Source organism: Pseudoalteromonas tetraodonis, from assembly GCF_002310835.1.
Classification (GTDB): domain Bacteria; phylum Pseudomonadota; class Gammaproteobacteria; order Enterobacterales; family Alteromonadaceae; genus Pseudoalteromonas; species Pseudoalteromonas tetraodonis.
Window position 1 is genome coordinate 930,524 of record NZ_CP011041.1, and the last position, 16,378, is coordinate 946,901.

Here is a 16,378-nt window from a genome sequence, read left to right on the forward strand (position 1 = left end):
TGTGCGGCTTTTTTGTTTTTTAGCTTTGATTTAAAAAAATATTTGCTAATTGTTGGCTAATTTACCACTTTGGTCTAGCTTGTATTTTATTAATTGTTAATTACAAAACTAAATAAACGTTTCTCTCGTATAATTTTCATAAATACACTCGCATAGTCAGCCACAATAATGTTAAAATCAAAGTAATATGTGAGGAGTTTTACTGCGCTGCTTGTTTGGTATTTTTAGCGAGTCATTTTATATAGCTTGCAATAATACAAATAGCGGCGTGGTTAGTACGATTTTTCAGTTTCTTTCCGTTAATGTAGTGCAAGTGCGTATGATCAATATAAAAAAAGGTCTGGATTTACCCTTAGAGGGCGCACCTCAGCAAGTTATTCATGATGGTTCTGCCGTCAAACGTGTAGCTGTGCTAGGTGAAGAGTTTATCGGTATGCGTCCAACCATGCATGTTCGTGTGGATGACCAAGTCAAAAAAGGCCAGGTACTTTTTGAAGATAAAAAGAACCCAGGCGTATTATTTACTGCACCAGCTTCTGGTACAGTAAAAGAAATTAATCGCGGTGCTAAACGTGTTCTGCAATCTGTTGTTATTGAAGTAAACGGCAGTGAGCAAATCACCTTTGGTTCTTTCTCGGAAACTGAGCTTAACAGCTTAGATCGTGAAAAAGCTAAAGAAGTACTAGTTCAATCGGGTCAATGGGTAGCACTTCGTGCTCGTCCATTTAGTAAAGTAGCAGCGTTGGATGCAAATCCGAGCTCTATTTTTGTGACAGCTATCGATACCAATCCACTTGCTGCAGATCCTGCAGTAATTATTGCTGAAAATGCGAAAGCATTTGAAGCAGGTTTGGCTGTTGTGTCACGTTTAACCGATGGCAAAGTATTTGTTTGTAAGCAAGCAGGTAGTCAAGTTCCTAGTTCACCTATTGCTCAAGTAGAAGTGCATGAGTTTGGTGGCGTGCATCCGGCTGGCCTTGTTGGCACTCATATCCATTACCTTGACCCAGTATCTGCTAGTAAGCAAGTTTGGCACATTGGTTACCAAGACGTTATTGCGTATGGTCACCTTTTCCTTACTGGTGAAATTTACACAGACCGTGTTGTTTCTCTCGCAGGTCCACGCGTTAAAAATCCTCGTTTAGTGAAAACACAATTAGGTGCTTCACTAGATGACTTAGTGGCAGGCGAATTAGAAGACGGTGATAACCGTGTTATTTCTGGTTCTGTACTTGCCGGTGCTACGTCGTCTGGTGTTCATGCATTCTTAGGTCGTTACCATGTTCAAGTATCTGTTTTACTTGAAGGTCGCGAAAAAGAATTTTTTGGCTGGATTGCACCAGGTAGTGATAAATTCTCTGTAACGCGTACATTCTTGTCTCACCTTACACCGAGTCGTTTATTTAAAATGACAACGTCTACGGGCGGTTCAAAACGAGCCATGGTTCCACTTGGAAGCTATGAGCGTGTTATGCCACTTGATATTTTGCCAACGCTTTTATTACGTGACTTATTGTCTCGTGATTTAGATAGTGCAATTTCATTAGGTGCGCTTGAATTAGATGAAGAAGATTTAGCGTTATGCACCTTCGTTTGTCCTGGCAAATACGAGTACGGCGCAGCCCTACGCGATTGCTTAACTACGATCGAGAAGGAAGGCTAAAATGGGCTTAAAAACTTTCTTAGAAGATATCGAACCGCATTTTGAACCAGGTGGTAAGCATGAGAAATGGTACGCGCTGTATGAAGCCGCTGCGACTATTTTTTACACGCCAGGTTACGTAAACAAAGGTTCAACTCACGTTCGTGATAACATCGACCTAAAACGCATGATGATTTTAGTGTGGATGGCGACGTTCCCTGCCATGTTCTTTGGTATGTTCAATATTGGTCATCAAGCGGCAATCGCGCTTGGTAATGGTTTTGAACTAGCTAACATTTGGCAAGTAGGTTTATTCCAGTTATTAGGCGGTGAGTTAACCGTTGATGCTGGTTGGGGCGCAAAAATGTTCTACGGAGCATGTTTCTTCCTACCTATTTATGCAACAACCTTTATTGTCGGTGGTTTTTGGGAAGTATTGTTTGCTTCTGTGCGTAAGCATGAAGTAAATGAAGGTTTCTTCGTAACCTCTGTATTATTTGCATTAATCCTGCCTGCAACGATTCCTTTATGGCAAGTTGCGCTAGGTATTACTTTTGGTGTAGTTATCGCAAAAGAAATATTTGGTGGTACAGGTCGTAACTTCTTAAACCCTGCGCTTGCTGGTCGTGCGTTTTTATTCTTCGCATACCCTGCACAAATTTCAGGTGACACAGTATGGACTGCCGTAGATTCATTCTCTGGCGCGACTATGCTTGGTCAAGCGTTTGCTGGTACGTTAGGTGGTGACTTAGGTTACGCTAACATGCAAATGTGGTGGAATGCGTTCTACGGCTTCATTCAAGGTTCTATGGGCGAAACGTCTACACTAGCAGTGCTTATTGGTGGTTTATTCCTAATTTATGTACGTATCGCGTCTTGGCGTATCGTGCTAGGTGTATTTCTAGGTATGGTAGTAACCTCATCAATACTAAATACTATTGGTTCTGAAACCAATGCTATGTTTGCTATGCCTTGGTACTGGCATATGGTATTAGGTGGTTTTGCATTCGGTATGTTCTTTATGGCAACTGACCCTGTATCTGCTGCATTTACTGATAAAGGTAAATTAGCATACGGTGCGCTTATTGGCTTTATGGTAGTTATGATCCGTGTAGTAAACCCTGCATACCCAGAGGGCATCATGCTAGCAATCTTGTTTGCTAACTTGTTTGCACCTTTATTCGATCACTTTGTAGTGCAAGCTAATATCAAGCGGAGGTTGGCACGTAATGTCTAGTAATAACGAATCAATTGGCAAAACGCTAGCTGTTGTTGTCTCATTATGTTTAGTGTGTGCAGTTATTGTGTCGCTAACGTCTGTGCAACTTCGCCCTCTGCAAAAAGCAAATAAAGCAAAAGATATTCAAAGTAATATCTTAGCTGCTGCTGGTATTGGTAAAGTTGATAACGTTGCCGAAACGTTTGAAGCTAAAATCGAAACTCGCTTTGTTGATATGCAAAGTGGTGAGTTTGCTGAGCCGGTAGAAGATTTCGACTTTGAAAAAAGCAAATACGATGCTGATTTAAGTAAATCTTTAAAAGAGAATGGGATTAAGGACATCGCAGGTATTCAACGTATTACCAAACGTGCGCCTGTTTACATCTCTAAAAAAGACGATGGCTCTATTGATGCAATCATCCTTCCTATTCAGGGTTATGGTTTATGGGGTTTAATGTACGGTTTTATCTCGCTTGAAAGCGATGGCGAAACTATTAAAGACATTATTTTCTACAAACATAACGAAACACCTGGTTTAGGTGGTGAAATTCAAAACCCACAGTGGACTGCAACGTGGGAAGGTAAAGAGTTACCAATCCAAATCGTTAAAGGGACTGCAGCCGGTGATGAGCACAAGATCGACGGTCTTTCAGGTGCTACATTAACGTCTAATGGTGTTGACCATGCAGTTGACTTTTGGACTGGCGAAAATGGCTTTGGCCCTTTCCTTGCGAAAGTACGTAAAGGAGCATTGAACTAATGGCTGATACTAAAGAAATGAAGGCGGTCCTATTCGGTCCAGTTTTCGCTAATAACCCAATCGCATTACAAGTACTTGGTATTTGTTCTGCGCTAGCGGTAACGTCTAGCTTAAAAAATGCATTAATCATGTCAATCGCATTGACCTTGGTAACTGCATTCTCTAGCCTTTTTATCTCGACTATTCGTAACCATATCCCATCATCAGTACGTATCATCGTACAGATGACGATTATTGCATCATTAGTAATCGTGGTTGACCAAGTACTACAAGCTTTCTCTTACGCTACGGCAAAAGAGTTATCAGTATTCGTTGGTCTAATCATTACTAACTGTATTGTAATGGGTCGTGCTGAAGCGTACGCAATGAAGTCGCCACCACTTATGTCATTCTTAGATGGTATTGGTAATGGTTTAGGCTACTCAGTGGTATTACTTACTGTTGGTTTCATTCGTGAGCTATTTGGTAAGGGAACACTATTCGGTGTTGATATTATTCCATTAGTACAAAATGGTGGTTGGTACCAACCTATGGGTCTATTGATCTTACCACCGAGTGCATTCTTCATTATTGGTTTATTCATTTGGGTACTTCGTACTTATAAGAAAGATCAAGTAGAAGCTAAAGCGTAAGGGGCGATAAGTGGAACATTATATTAGTTTATTTGTAAAAGCCGTTTTTATTGAAAACTTAGCGTTAGCTTTCTTCCTAGGTATGTGTACTTTCTTAGCCGTGTCTAAAAAAGTAACTACATCAATTGGTCTAGGGGTAGCGGTTATTGTTGTATTAGGTATTTCAGTACCGGTTAATAACTTGGTTTACCATGCGGTACTTGCACCGGGTGCATTAGAGTGGCTTGGTTACCCAGAAGCGGATCTTAGCTTTTTACGTTTCTTAACGTTCATTGGTGTTATTGCTGCACTGGTGCAAATTCTTGAAATGGCATTAGATAAGTTCTTCCCACCGCTGTACAACGCATTAGGTATTTTCCTACCACTAATCACAGTTAACTGTGCAATTTTTGGTGCGGTATCATTCATGGTTGAGCGTAACTATAACTTCGGCGAGTCTGTTGTTTATGGTATTGGCGCTGGTGTGGGTTGGGCGCTTGCAATTACATTACTTGCAGGTATCCGTGAGAAAATGAAGTATTCAGACGTACCAGATGGTTTACGTGGTCTAGGTATTACCTTTATCACTGTTGGCTTGATGGGTCTTGGCTTTATGTCATTCTCTGGTATTTCACTGTAATAATAGCGAGGTCAATCATGGATATTTTCTTAGGCGTTGGTGTTTTTATCGCTATCGTTGTAATACTAGTTTTAATCATCATTGGTGCTAAATCTAAGCTAGTTGCAAGCGGTGACATCATCATCGGTATTAATGGCGATCCAGACAAAGCCATTAAAACATCAGCAGGTAGTAAGCTATTAGGTGCACTATCTGAGTCAGGTATTTTCGTATCTTCTGCATGTGGTGGCGGTGGCTCTTGTGGTCAGTGTCGCGTTCACATTAAAGAAGGTGGCGGTGATATTCTGCCAACTGAACTTGACCACATCTCTAAAGGTGAGGCACGTGAAGGTTGTCGTTTAGCGTGTCAGGTTAATGTTAAAAATGACATGGAAATTGAACTTGAAGAGTCAATTTTCGGTGTTAAAAAATGGGATTGTGAAGTTATCTCTAACGATAACAAAGCAACGTTCATCAAAGAACTTAAGCTACAAATTCCAGATGGCGAGTCAGTGCCGTTCCGTGCGGGTGGTTACATCCAAATCGAAGCGCCAGCTCACCATGTTAAATACGCTGATTTCGATATTCCTGAAGAGTATCGTGGCGATTGGAACCATTTTGGTTTCTTCGACCTGGAGTCAAAAGTAGACGAAGAAACAATTCGTGCTTACTCAATGGCTAACTACCCAGAAGAAGAAGGCATTATTATGCTTAACGTGCGTATCGCTACGCCGCCGCCAAGAAACTTGAGCCTACCATGTGGTAAAATGTCTTCGTATATTTGGTCACTTAAAGAAGGCGATAAAGTAACTATTTCTGGTCCATTTGGTGAGTTCTTCGCTAAAGACACAGACGCTGAAATGGTATTCGTAGGTGGTGGTGCAGGTATGGCACCAATGCGTTCACATATCTTTGACCAACTTAAGCGTTTAAACTCTAAGCGTAAAATTAGTTTCTGGTATGGTGCGCGTTCTAAGCGTGAAATGTTCTATGTTGAAGATTTTGACGGCCTAGCTGAGCAAAACGAAAACTTCGTTTGGCACACAGCGCTTTCAGATCCGCAACCAGAAGATAACTGGGAAGGCTACACAGGCTTTATCCATAACGTGTTATTTGAGAACTATCTTAAAGATCACGAAGCGCCTGAAGATTGTGAGTTCTACATGTGTGGTCCTCCAATGATGAATGCGGCAGTTATCTCTATGCTTAAAGATTTAGGTGTAGAAGACGAAAACATCTTATTAGATGATTTCGGTGGCTAATACCCAAACTAAATAAATTTAGTTAAAATACCAGCCTCATAGCACTAAGTGTTATGAGGCTTTTTTATATCAACTGACTGAGTTTGGCTTTACCGCTGATTTTAGTTGATACTCTATTTAACCTTTATAAGTAGGCTATTATGAATCGATTAAGCACAGTTAAAGGCGTGGTAGCCTTATTTTTAATCATATCCACGTTACTTATTACCGGTTGTGGCAATTCACAACACAACGAAGAAGCTTACCTTGAAGGTAAAACGATGGGGACAACTTACCACATCAAGTTTTACGCTGATCAAGTGGACCCTCAAGCAGTACAAGCAGAAATAGATGCGGTTTTAGTTGATATTAACCAGTCTATGTCGACCTATATTGAGGATTCAGAAATAAACACCTTTAACCGTTTAGGTGCTAATCAAGTAATGCCAATTAGTGATGATTTTAGAGCGGTTATTGCAGAATCTATACGAATTGGTGATTCAACTAAAACACTCGATGTGACTATGGGACCGCTAATTGATTTATGGGGGTTTGGTCCTGATAAAAAACCAACAAAGCGCCCAACGGATGAAGCACTGGCAAATATGGTCAGTAACATTGGTATAGATAAGCTGGTCCTTAATGAGCAAGGGTTAGCTAAAACAGTTGCTGATTTAGAGTTGTCGTTTTCAGCTACAGCAAAAGGCTACGGTATTGATAAAGTGGCTGAGCTATTGCAAAGCAAAGGCATTACAGATTACATGGTTGAGATTGGCGGGGAGCTACGTATTGCTGGTACAAAACCAGACAATCAAGCATGGCGAATAGCAATCGAACAACCTGATGCAAATCCGGGCGATCGCAAAGTACACCGCGTATTAACACCGGGTAATAATGGCATTGCCACCTCAGGCGATTATAGAATATTTTATACTATGGATGGCGAAACCTATACGCATCTCATTGATCCAATGTCAGGCATGCCGATTAAACACGACTTAGTCTCTGTTACTGTTTTACACCCAAGTGCAATGACGGCGGACGGTTTAGCGACTGCTTTAACGGTAATGGGCATGGAAAAGGCACAACGTTATGCGCAGCAGCATGATTTACCTGTGTATTTAATTGCGAAATCGGCACAGGGGTTAGCCACCTATTCAAGCCCTGCGTTTAAGCCTTATTTATAGTCTTTAGGTTTATATCCTTATCATGAGGGTATATAATGCAATGAGCTCAGATATGATGTTTGGGCTCATTTTATTGCTGAACAATAGGGGCTAAGCAATGTCACTTTTTTTTCTAACCTTTGGCTTACTTATTTTAATTGTCGCTGCAATGGCGGTAGGCATGATAGTACAAAGAAAATCGATGGCGAGTAGCTGCGGAGGCCTAGGCTCTGTAGGTATTGATAAAGCATGTGATTGCGATGATCCATGTGATAAACGCAAAAAGCGTCTGGCCAAAGAGCAAGTATGGAAAGAAAACCAAATTCTTTAAATAGGGTATCCCTGTTTAAAAAAAAAACCTCTCGTAGCTCACTACGGGAGGTTTTTTATTTATATCGGCATAAATAAATCACCAGCCGATAAAATAATCGTGTTTTTATCTTGAACAGAAAATTCTCTTTGTTATACTCATGCCCGAACTTTCAGTAAGTTTTGAAAGTTCTATTGATGCGGATCAAAACTAGCTTGGCAAAATAGTGCTAATGCGTTGAGACTGTATTTCATGTCACTGTATAAGGCTTTACGGCTGCAACTTGTTTTGTTGCCACGGTGTACTCCGAATTTTGTTATTAGTCATTTTAATAGGTTAATGTTTTTGAACTCACTTTCTTTGTTTCATACCAGCGCTTTGCTTACCTTAGGTAAGTCAGTGTTGCATGAGCGCTTTAAAAAAGCGAAAAAGGGCGTGAGTGTGGCTGTAACATTATTAGTTTTTAATGTCGTTATGTTGCTTAGTGGCGCTATTGAGGATGCCTTTAGGCTTGAAGCATTGGTCAGTGATGGCTTTTTTATAGAGCCATTATTACTGACAATTGCCGAATTTTTAGCTCATCCCATCTTATCGTGTCAGTTACTTATTGGCCTTTGTTGGCTATTGTTCCACATGTTTCCAGCGCGTCGTGCTGGGATAATCCTCCGTAAAGCAGCCTTTGCTTTTAGCGAGGCTAAAGTTCAGCAACCCGTGCAAGCTGCGCATGGTTGTCGTGCTCCACCTAGCTTTACAGGTTGTCTGTTTACCCATTAATTTTATGGGTATAGGTTACACCTGTGGTATCTAATTATTTATTCTTGCTGTAAATAACGATTACTTTCATTGTAGCTTAGTGTTTTTTACACACTCTCAGCCAACCACACCTCACCCAAGTTAATTTTTATTGCGTTATATTAATGTGTTTAAAAAGCTGGGTTGGTTCTGCTAGGTGTTTATTATTAAGCCAGTGGTCAATACTTCATGCTTGCATTCGCTCTGCATTATTGTAATTCAATCTTAATTAACTTGGGTTTTTATCAAATATCGTTGCTAAATATTTTTGGCAGCTAATAAAAACTCTTTAGGTTTTAGGATAGTCCCTTGTTAATTCGTAACCTTTTTAATATTGCTTTAGCTAGTATGGCGCTGATTTTATCAGGCTGTAATGGCGGGGTACTCGACCCAAAAGGGCAGATAGGTATTGATGAGAAAAATCTGATCATCATCGCCACTGTGCTTATGTTGTTAGTTGTGATCCCCGTTATTGTGATGACTTTATATTTTGCTTGGAAATACAGAGACACACAAAACCATGAAATTTACGCACCAAAATGGGCTCACTCTAATAAGATTGAGGCTGTTGTATGGGCGGTTCCTATTGTTATTGTTGTTATTTTAGGTGTGATCACCTGGCAGTCAACTCAAGAGCTTGACCCCTATAAACCGATAGAGGGTAAAGGTGAACATCTTACTGTTGAAGTGGTGTCACTTAATTGGAAGTGGTTATTTATTTACCCTGAACAAGGTATTGCCACGGTGAATGAATTGGTATTTCCTGCTAATGTTCCGGTTGAATACAAAATCACGTCAGAAAGTACCATGAACTCGTTTTTTATTCCTCAGTTAGGTAGTCAAATCTACTCAATGGCGGGCATGGAAACTAAGCTGCATTTAATTGCTAATCAGCCAGGCACATTTAAAGGCTTTTCGGCTAATTACAGTGGCGCAGGTTTTACCGGTATGAAATTTAATGCCATCGCAACGCCAACAAAAGCTGACTTTAACCAGTGGGTTGAACAGGTTAAAACCAACGCTAATAGCCTTACTCATGCCAATTATGTTGAGCTTGCCAAAGCGAGTGAAAACAATCCTGTCGCTTATTATGGCAAGGTTGATGACGGTTTATTTCATACCATAGTGATGAAATACATGCAGGCGCATGGCGATATGAATAAAAAACATCATGCTATGGGTAAACATCAGCAGATGAGTAATGAGCATCAAGCAATGGGTAATCATTCAATGCCATCATCACACAGCCAGGGCGAGGAATAATCATGTCGTTTTTAGGTAAATTATCTATAGATGCAATTCCGTTTCATGAACCTATTATCATGGTTACTATGGCGGTGATTGCTGTTGTCGGGCTTATTATAGCTGGGCTAATAACAAAATATAAAAAATGGGGTGTGCTTTGGCGTGACTGGATCACCTCGGTTGATCATAAACGCTTAGGCGTTATGTACATTTTATTAGCACTAATCATGCTGTTTCGTGGTTTTTCTGATGCCATTATGATGCGTGCGCAGTTAGCGCTTGCTACCAGTGGTGCGCCAGGCTATCTGCCGCCAGAGCATTACGATCAAATATTCACCGCTCATGGCGTTATTATGATCATCTTTATGGCGATGCCATTTATGATTGGTTTAATGAATATTGTTGTACCACTGCAAATTGGTGCCCGTGATGTGGCTTTTCCATTTTTAAATAATTTAAGTTTTTGGTTTACCGCTAGTGGCGCCATTTTAATAAATTTATCACTTATATTTGGTGAATTTGCTAAAACAGGCTGGGTTGCTTACCCACCGTTGTCGGAGTTGACCTTTAGCCCTGGGGTGGGGGTCGATTATTATATTTGGGCCTTGCAAATATCGGGGCTCGGTACGCTATTAACCGCTGTTAACTTCCTAGTGACAGTATTTAAAATGCGTGCCCCTGGTATGACACTGATGAAAATGCCAATTTTCACATGGGCATGTACCTGGGCAAATATCTTAATTGCGGCATCATTTCCAATTTTAACCGCAGTGCTGGCCATGCTAACGCTAGACCGTTATTTAGATTTCCACTTCTTCACTAATGAAGCCGGCGGTAACGCCATGATGTATATCAACCTGTTTTGGGCATGGGGTCACCCAGAGGTATACATTTTAGTATTACCAGCTTTTGGTATTTTTTCTGAAATAGTATCTACCTTCACTGGTAAACGCTTATTTGGTTATAAATCGATGGTATATGCCAGCGGTGCCATTTCTATTCTTGGCTTTATTGTATGGTTACACCACTTCTTTACTATGGGCTCAAGCGCCAATGTAAATGCCTTCTTTGGGGTGATGACCATGGTCATAGCTGTGCCTACTGGGGTTAAGTTATTTAGTTGGTTGTTTACTATTTACCGTGGCCGTTTGCGCATTACTGTACCGGTACTTTGGACGCTTGGTTTTATGGTTACCTTTAGTATTGGTGGTATGACGGGGGTATTACTGGCAATCCCTGGTGCCGATTATGTATTGCATAACAGCTTATTCTTAATCGCTCATTTCCATAACACCATCATTGGTGGCGCAGTATTTGGCTACTTAGCCGGGTTTGTTTTTTGGTTTCCAAAAGCAATGGGCTTTAAGCTTGATGAGCGTTGGGGTAAAGCGTCATTTTGGTGTTGGTTAATCGGTTTTTTCGTAGCCTTTATGCCATTGTACGTACTCGGCTTTTTGGGCATGACGCGTCGCTTAAACCACTCTAATAATCCTGATTGGAATATCTGGCTTTATATTGCTGCAGTGGGTGCCGTGATTATTATGTTCGGTATTATTTGCCAAGTTATTCAGCTTTATGTGAGCTTTAAAAACCGCGAAGCGCTTGATGATATCACCGGCGATCCTTGGAACGGCCATACGCTTGAATGGTCAACGTCATCACCACCGCAATATTATAACTTTGCTGAAATCCCGCATGTTGATGATATTGATGCATGGACTGACATGAAAGAAAAAGGCCTAGCTTATCAAGGTAAATCTAGCTATAGCCCAATTCATATGCCAAAAAATACCGCATCAGGTGTGCTTATTGCTGCGAGTTTAACGGCGTTTTGTTTTGCCATGATCTGGCATATTTGGTGGCTAGCAGGGCTTGGTTTTATTGGCGCGATTGCGCTGTTTATTAACCGTGCTTACACCAGTGATGTAGATTACTACGTGCAAAACGATGAAATATTACAAATTGAAGGCGCGCATATTGCCAGTAACACGAAGGAGGTAAGCGCATGAGTACGTTATCTGCAACTCAAGGCCATGTAAATTTAGAGCCTCATAGCGTAAGTCATACGCATGAACATCACGATACCTCAGGCGATACAATCTTTGGCTTTTGGCTTTATTTAATGACCGATTGCCTTTTATTTGCCTCATTTTTTGCAACCTACGCAGTGCTTTATATGAACACCGCAGGCGGTGTATCGGGCAAAGATATTTTTGAGCTTGATTTTGTTGCCGTTGAAACTGCGGCGCTACTTATAAGTAGTATTACTTTTGGTTTTGCCATGATTGCCGCTCAAGGGCAAAAAAAGGCGCTGACGCTTGGTTGGCTCGCGGTCACTTTTTGTTTAGGCGCGGTGTTTATTGGTATGGAAATTTATGAGTTTCATCATTTAATTGTTCATGGCAATGGCCCACAGCAAAGTGCTTTTTTAACATCGTTTTTCTCATTAGTGGGTTTGCATGGCTTACATGTAACTGCAGGCCTTATTTGGATGAGCATAATGATGATAGAAGTGATCAAGCGCGGTTTAGGTAAACAAACCGTCACGCGCTTAAGCTGCTTAAGCTTATTTTGGCACTTTTTAGATATTGTGTGGATTTGTGTATTTACCGTTGTTTATTTAATGGGAGCAATGTAATGAGTCATAGTGAAACGCATGCTTTAGCGCAAATGCAAAGCCAACATCATGATCAGTCACACGGCAGTGTTAAAACCTATCTTATTGGCTTTGTCTTATCAGTGATTTTAACGGCCATTCCATTTTGGATGGTGATGGAGGGCGATTTTTCAAAAGTCATCACGCTTTGGAGTATCGTTACTGTTGCAATCGTGCAAATTTGGGTGCATTTAAAATACTTTTTACACCTTAATTTCACCACTGATGAAGGCAAAGCGAATACCTTTACCTTCTTGTTTAGCGCGTTGATCATCGTCATGGTGGTTGGACTGTCTGTTTGGATCATTTATGAATCAAACGCAATGATGATGTATTAGAGGTTTCAGATGTTTCGCCGTTATTTAGCTGTTACTAAGCCAGGTATTATTATGGGGAATTTGATCAGCGTTGCCGGTGGTTTTTTACTTGCCGCCCGCGGTGATATAGACCCATGGTTAATGTTGGTTACCTTGGTTGGTTTATCGCTTGTTGTTGCATCGGGATGTGCCATAAACAATGTTATAGATAGAGACATTGATGTTGCTATGGCGCGTACTCGCTCACGTGTAACTGTAACGGGCGAAATGTCTGCAGAAGCCGCTTTAAGCCATGGCGTGTTATTAGGGCTAATTGGCTTTGGCTTATTAATCGGCTTTACCACTCAAGCGGCGGTATTTTTTGCCGCCTTTGGCTATGTGATTTATGTCGGGGTGTACAGCCTCTACATGAAACGCAACTCTGTTTACGGCACCTTTATTGGTAGTCTGTCGGGCGCAGTTCCTCCTGTTGTTGGCTATTGCGCCGTTACGGGTGTGTTCGATATGGGGGCATTAATACTGCTGGTGATGTTTAGTTTGTGGCAAATGCCGCACTCATATGCGATTGCTATTTTTCGCTTTAAAGATTACCAAGCCGCTAATATTCCAGTATTGCCCGTGGCGCAAGGTGTTAATAAAGCTAAGCGCCATATTGTTCTTTATATTGCGGTATATGCTTTAGTGGTGATGCTATTGCCAATTAGTGGTTATACCGGTGCTGCCTTTATGGCCGTTGCCTGTATTACGAGTTTTTGGTGGTTACTTATGGCACTTAGAGGATACCGCTACAATATAGATACTACCCGTTGGGCACGCCAAGTGTTTGCGTTTTCTATTATTAATATTACCGCTTTGAGTATTGCGATGGCGGTAGATTATCAAACAATTGCGCCACAATTAGTGGCGCTAAACTGATCTTATCTGATCAGTGAACCGAGTTAATTCCCAAAGTTAACCAAAGGCTCTGAGCATTGCGAGGAGCCTTTTTTCGTCCCTAAAACAAAGCTAAATTATTTACTTAAGCTTTCAGCATCATAAAACATGGGTTTCAATGTGCCACAATTTATAAACTTATAATTGAGCTCATCAGCAGAGGGCACTTCAGTTGAGGTGCGAAACTTTTGTAAACAGGCACCACTTAAATTAACAAACATTATATGATGATAGCTTGGTGGCTGAGTTATTTGGTGAATATAAATACGCTCGTTATTTTTTAGCGTAACCATATCGTACTGTTGCCATTTTGAGGCTGGGCTTAAATCAGTTAGCTCACGAGTAAATAACTGCTCGCTAAGCTCTATTAATTTATCACTATAAACTAAGCTACCTCCTTGTCTAAAATCTCCAAGATACACATCTGCGGTAATCGCGACTTCTTCGCCTCGCATTAAGCGTTGAATATTAAACGGCTTTGGTTTTACTGTAACTAACTCAGCATCGCGTACTAAATTTAAAAATGGAATATCAGATACATCTACCTTGTACATAACATGTACATCATAAGGAAGCTCAAAGCTTGGAATGTTAATCGCGTATACACTTGAACCTTTATTAACCAACACCATGGCATGCTCTGCTTCATATTTGGGGTTCAATGGCGGAAGTTCTGGTGGCTCTTCGGCATTAACAAGCGAGCTGGTACAAAATATAATGCTGATAAATAAATATACGAAGTAGGGTAGCCGCATAATAACCTCAATTAATTTATAGATATAAAGTGTAGTATACATTTATACATAATTATCTTTAGTTATATTTTAGTAAAGCTTAAACGTGATACACACTAAAGCTTTAGTGTGTATCAGTACATTTAGGGTTAGCTATTATCTAATTGCTTTTTTCACTTCGCGCCAGTCAATAATTTTAAAGTTTTGTGGTTGTAGAGGCATGCGATTGTAGCCATCTTGTACTATAAGCATGCCTTCAGGGTAACCTGGCAAAGCCGTTGCTGTAACGGTTAAACCGTCAGTTTCACCTACGCCATCAATGCCTTTATCTAGGTTTGCAATTACATTAAACTTACCTGCAAAGCTTAGACTAGGCTCTTTGTCATCTGAGATTTTATAAAGCACATAGCTATTATCGCCTTGGCTTGATACCACTAAATAGCGAGCATCATTAGCATGATAAATTTCCATACCTTCAACATCTGCCACCAGTTGCTCATTAACTCTTTGTAGCTTTACTGCTTTGTTACCAGCGGTAGGCTCTGCACCGATATACCAAATGCCTGCATCTTCTTCACCTGCAAATAGTTGGCCTAGATTATCATCAGCACTACAGCCTTCAGGTTGGCTTGGTAGAGTAAACTCTCTAACCAGTTCACCACTTAAATTACTTTGCTCACCGGTGAGTTTATACTGCTGAAATAAACCTGATTTATCATTAACAAACACGTAATGGCCAGACTCAGAGGAATACATACACATACCGTAAATCTCAGATAGGTTAGTGGCTATTTCTGTCACATGGTTTACTTGGTTATCGCCATCTACAGTAAATACGCTAATGCTATTAAGAGTACGGTTACTGGCAGTGATCCACGTATGGGTCTGGTTGTTTATACCTTGATGTTGGCGCACATCAACATTATTTAAACGCCCAACATTAAGCGATTGTACTTTGCTGCCAGCAAGGTCATAAACCATCAAGCCGCGGCGTTTATCTGTGCCTAAAATTAAGCTTTTTTTAGCGTCTTGCTGATTAATCCAAATAGCCGGATCATCTGCTGCATCACCAAACGCAGCAACCGGTGTAGTTTGTGCGCTGGCATGAAGGTGAGTCATCGCGACATTGTTTTGTGAAGTCGCTGTTTGCGCTGTGTAGTTAACGCTTGCTTGAATGTAAGCGCCTGTTTCATCATCAATTAATACCAGCTGGGCTTGACTGTCATTGATAAAGCTCGCTGCAACAGACTCTATTGTGTGCTCACCTGCCAGTGACCATTGGCTTAGCTTGTCTGTTTGAGCTTGGTAAGCATAAACCTTATTACCATCAGTGGCACTGAGCCATAAAGTACCGTCTTGTGATACCGATAGAGCCCCAATTTCACTGTTTAATTCGCCGTAGGGTTGTACCAAAGCCACAGGCTGCTTATTGGCATCAGATTCTGCATCCGCGTTAATGGCCCACACTCCGAGCTCTGCTTCACCCACATACAGGGTTTTTGTGTCGTCATTTACTGCACAACCTGAAGCCTCTGTGACTGCAGAGAACTCACGTACTGCGATATTTTTAGCTTGGTTAGTGGCTAAATCATAAATAACCGTTTCGCTGATCAAGCCGCGAACATCTGGCACAAATGCTGATACAGTTTTGTTATTGCTATTTTTAAATAAACACACGGCATCGGGCTGGGCTTGAGGTGGACTAATGCGGGTGAGTTCATTTAGCTGCCAAGTTTGGCCATTTTTTATAAGCTTAAAAATAACCACATTATCTTGGTTGTTATCTAGAGTTGCCAATAAAAATTGCTGCGCTGCTATTTTTTTCAGTGAAATTGACTCAAAGTTACCGGCGAGCAGCACACTGTCTTTCTCGTTATCGGCAAGTAATAAGCCTTGGCTTTCGCTCGCTATTAGCCATTGATTATTACCTAGCGATGCTGCTTGAGAGCCTTGCATGTTTTGTTGTGGGCCGAATAATTTGGTTTCAATGTCTGTTTTTTCAATATATGGTTTTGTAACTGCTGCATTATTTTGCGTATCGTTATTACGTGTACAGCCGCTTATAGTAGTCAATAGAAGTGCACTGCCAAGCACAGCTGAAATTGTATTTAGTTTAAAGTTCATTATTTTATC

Annotated in this window: 16 protein-coding genes; 14 read left to right on the forward strand and 2 right to left on the reverse strand. The window is 40.9% G+C overall.

What is annotated here, in order from left to right:
* Window positions 1–319: 319 nt before the first annotated feature.
* The 14 genes from PTET_RS04350 (at window position 320) to cyoE (ending at window position 13,493) form a co-directional block, all read left to right on the forward strand.
* Window positions 320–1,663, forward strand: coding sequence for a Na(+)-translocating NADH-quinone reductase subunit A (locus tag PTET_RS04350; protein WP_036983299.1), 1,344 nt, complete (start codon window positions 320–322; stop codon window positions 1,661–1,663).
* A 1-nt stretch (window position 1,664) separates the two neighbouring features.
* Complete coding sequence (locus tag PTET_RS04355; RefSeq protein ID WP_096038264.1) at window positions 1,665–2,879, forward strand: NADH:ubiquinone reductase (Na(+)-transporting) subunit B; 1,215 nt, start codon at window positions 1,665–1,667, stop codon at window positions 2,877–2,879.
* Entirely contained in the window at window positions 2,872–3,621 is a 750-nt protein-coding gene (locus tag PTET_RS04360; protein ID WP_096038265.1) for a Na(+)-translocating NADH-quinone reductase subunit C, read from the forward strand. The genes PTET_RS04355 and PTET_RS04360 overlap by 8 nt, the downstream gene beginning before the upstream one ends.
* Window positions 3,621–4,253, forward strand: coding sequence for an NADH:ubiquinone reductase (Na(+)-transporting) subunit D (locus tag PTET_RS04365; protein ID WP_036979663.1), 633 nt, complete (start codon window positions 3,621–3,623; stop codon window positions 4,251–4,253). The genes PTET_RS04360 and PTET_RS04365 overlap by 1 nt, the downstream gene beginning before the upstream one ends.
* 10 nt (window positions 4,254–4,263) lie before the next feature.
* Window positions 4,264–4,872, forward strand: a complete 609-nt coding sequence (nqrE, locus tag PTET_RS04370; protein ID WP_036979660.1) for an NADH:ubiquinone reductase (Na(+)-transporting) subunit E — start codon at window positions 4,264–4,266, stop codon at window positions 4,870–4,872.
* Between the two features lie 17 nt (window positions 4,873–4,889).
* The gene (gene nqrF, locus PTET_RS04375) at window positions 4,890–6,113 is read left to right on the forward strand and encodes an NADH:ubiquinone reductase (Na(+)-transporting) subunit F (protein ID WP_036979658.1); all 1,224 of its coding nucleotides are present in this window, start codon (window positions 4,890–4,892) and stop codon (window positions 6,111–6,113) included.
* 140 nt (window positions 6,114–6,253) lie between these two features.
* Complete coding sequence (locus PTET_RS04380) at window positions 6,254–7,279, forward strand: FAD:protein FMN transferase (RefSeq protein WP_096038266.1); 1,026 nt, start codon at window positions 6,254–6,256, stop codon at window positions 7,277–7,279.
* Window positions 7,280–7,376: 97 nt separating this feature from the next.
* Window positions 7,377–7,589: a (Na+)-NQR maturation NqrM gene (gene nqrM / locus PTET_RS04385; protein ID WP_096038267.1), complete on the forward strand. Its 213-nt coding sequence runs from the start codon at window positions 7,377–7,379 to the stop codon at window positions 7,587–7,589.
* 324 nt (window positions 7,590–7,913) lie between these two features.
* A complete protein-coding gene (locus tag PTET_RS04390) occupies window positions 7,914–8,342 on the forward strand; it encodes a hypothetical protein (protein WP_013464351.1) in 429 nt (142 codons plus the stop codon).
* 327 nt (window positions 8,343–8,669) lie between these two features.
* A complete protein-coding gene (cyoA, locus tag PTET_RS04395; RefSeq protein WP_096038268.1) occupies window positions 8,670–9,623 on the forward strand; it encodes a ubiquinol oxidase subunit II in 954 nt (317 codons plus the stop codon).
* A 2-nt stretch (window positions 9,624–9,625) separates the two neighbouring features.
* Window positions 9,626–11,614 carry a cytochrome o ubiquinol oxidase subunit I gene (gene cyoB, locus PTET_RS04400; protein WP_096038269.1) on the forward strand — a complete coding sequence of 663 codons (1,989 nt, stop codon included), beginning with the start codon at window positions 9,626–9,628 and terminating at the stop codon, window positions 11,612–11,614.
* Window positions 11,611–12,243, forward strand: coding sequence for a cytochrome o ubiquinol oxidase subunit III (cyoC, locus tag PTET_RS04405; protein ID WP_008111916.1), 633 nt, complete (start codon window positions 11,611–11,613; stop codon window positions 12,241–12,243). The genes cyoB and cyoC overlap by 4 nt, the downstream gene beginning before the upstream one ends.
* Window positions 12,243–12,599, forward strand: a complete 357-nt coding sequence (gene cyoD / locus PTET_RS04410; RefSeq protein WP_096038270.1) for a cytochrome o ubiquinol oxidase subunit IV — start codon at window positions 12,243–12,245, stop codon at window positions 12,597–12,599. Before cyoC ends, cyoD begins: the two co-directional genes overlap by 1 nt.
* Window positions 12,600–12,608: 9 nt before the next feature.
* Window positions 12,609–13,493 (forward strand): heme o synthase, encoded by an 885-nt coding sequence (gene cyoE, locus PTET_RS04415; protein WP_096038271.1) that lies wholly within the window; start codon window positions 12,609–12,611, stop codon window positions 13,491–13,493.
* 95 nt (window positions 13,494–13,588) lie between these two features.
* On the opposite strand, the gene PTET_RS04420 is transcribed toward cyoE, so the two are convergent.
* Window positions 13,589–14,266 carry a hypothetical protein gene (locus tag PTET_RS04420; RefSeq protein ID WP_036983297.1) on the reverse strand — a complete coding sequence of 226 codons (678 nt, stop codon included), beginning with the start codon at window positions 14,264–14,266 and terminating at the stop codon, window positions 13,589–13,591.
* Between the two features lie 135 nt (window positions 14,267–14,401).
* Window positions 14,402–16,369: a phytase gene (locus tag PTET_RS04425; protein ID WP_096038272.1), complete on the reverse strand. Its 1,968-nt coding sequence runs from the start codon at window positions 16,367–16,369 to the stop codon at window positions 14,402–14,404.
* Window positions 16,370–16,378: the final 9 nt, after the last annotated feature.

What these genes read in the sequence shown, in the direction of transcription:
- PTET_RS04350 (WP_036983299.1), top strand. Translation starts at nt 320, where the DNA reads ATGATCAATATAAAAAAAGGTCTGGATTTACCCTTAGAGGGCGCACCT.
- PTET_RS04355 (WP_096038264.1), top strand. Translation starts at nt 1,665, where the DNA reads ATGGGCTTAAAAACTTTCTTAGAAGATATCGAACCGCATTTTGAACCA.
- PTET_RS04360 (WP_096038265.1), top strand. Translation starts at nt 2,872, where the DNA reads ATGTCTAGTAATAACGAATCAATTGGCAAAACGCTAGCTGTTGTTGTC.
- PTET_RS04365 (WP_036979663.1), top strand. Translation starts at nt 3,621, where the DNA reads ATGGCTGATACTAAAGAAATGAAGGCGGTCCTATTCGGTCCAGTTTTC.
- nqrF (WP_036979658.1), top strand. Translation starts at nt 4,890, where the DNA reads ATGGATATTTTCTTAGGCGTTGGTGTTTTTATCGCTATCGTTGTAATA.
- PTET_RS04380 (WP_096038266.1), top strand. Translation starts at nt 6,254, where the DNA reads ATGAATCGATTAAGCACAGTTAAAGGCGTGGTAGCCTTATTTTTAATC.
- nqrM (WP_096038267.1), top strand. Translation starts at nt 7,377, where the DNA reads ATGTCACTTTTTTTTCTAACCTTTGGCTTACTTATTTTAATTGTCGCT.
- cyoB (WP_096038269.1), top strand. Translation starts at nt 9,626, where the DNA reads ATGTCGTTTTTAGGTAAATTATCTATAGATGCAATTCCGTTTCATGAA.
- cyoC (WP_008111916.1), top strand. Translation starts at nt 11,611, where the DNA reads ATGAGTACGTTATCTGCAACTCAAGGCCATGTAAATTTAGAGCCTCAT.
- cyoD (WP_096038270.1), top strand. Translation starts at nt 12,243, where the DNA reads ATGAGTCATAGTGAAACGCATGCTTTAGCGCAAATGCAAAGCCAACAT.
- cyoE (WP_096038271.1), top strand. Translation starts at nt 12,609, where the DNA reads ATGTTTCGCCGTTATTTAGCTGTTACTAAGCCAGGTATTATTATGGGG.
- PTET_RS04420 (WP_036983297.1), bottom strand. Translation starts at nt 14,266, where the DNA reads ATGCGGCTACCCTACTTCGTATATTTATTTATCAGCATTATATTTTGT.
- PTET_RS04425 (WP_096038272.1), bottom strand. Translation starts at nt 16,369, where the DNA reads ATGAACTTTAAACTAAATACAATTTCAGCTGTGCTTGGCAGTGCACTT.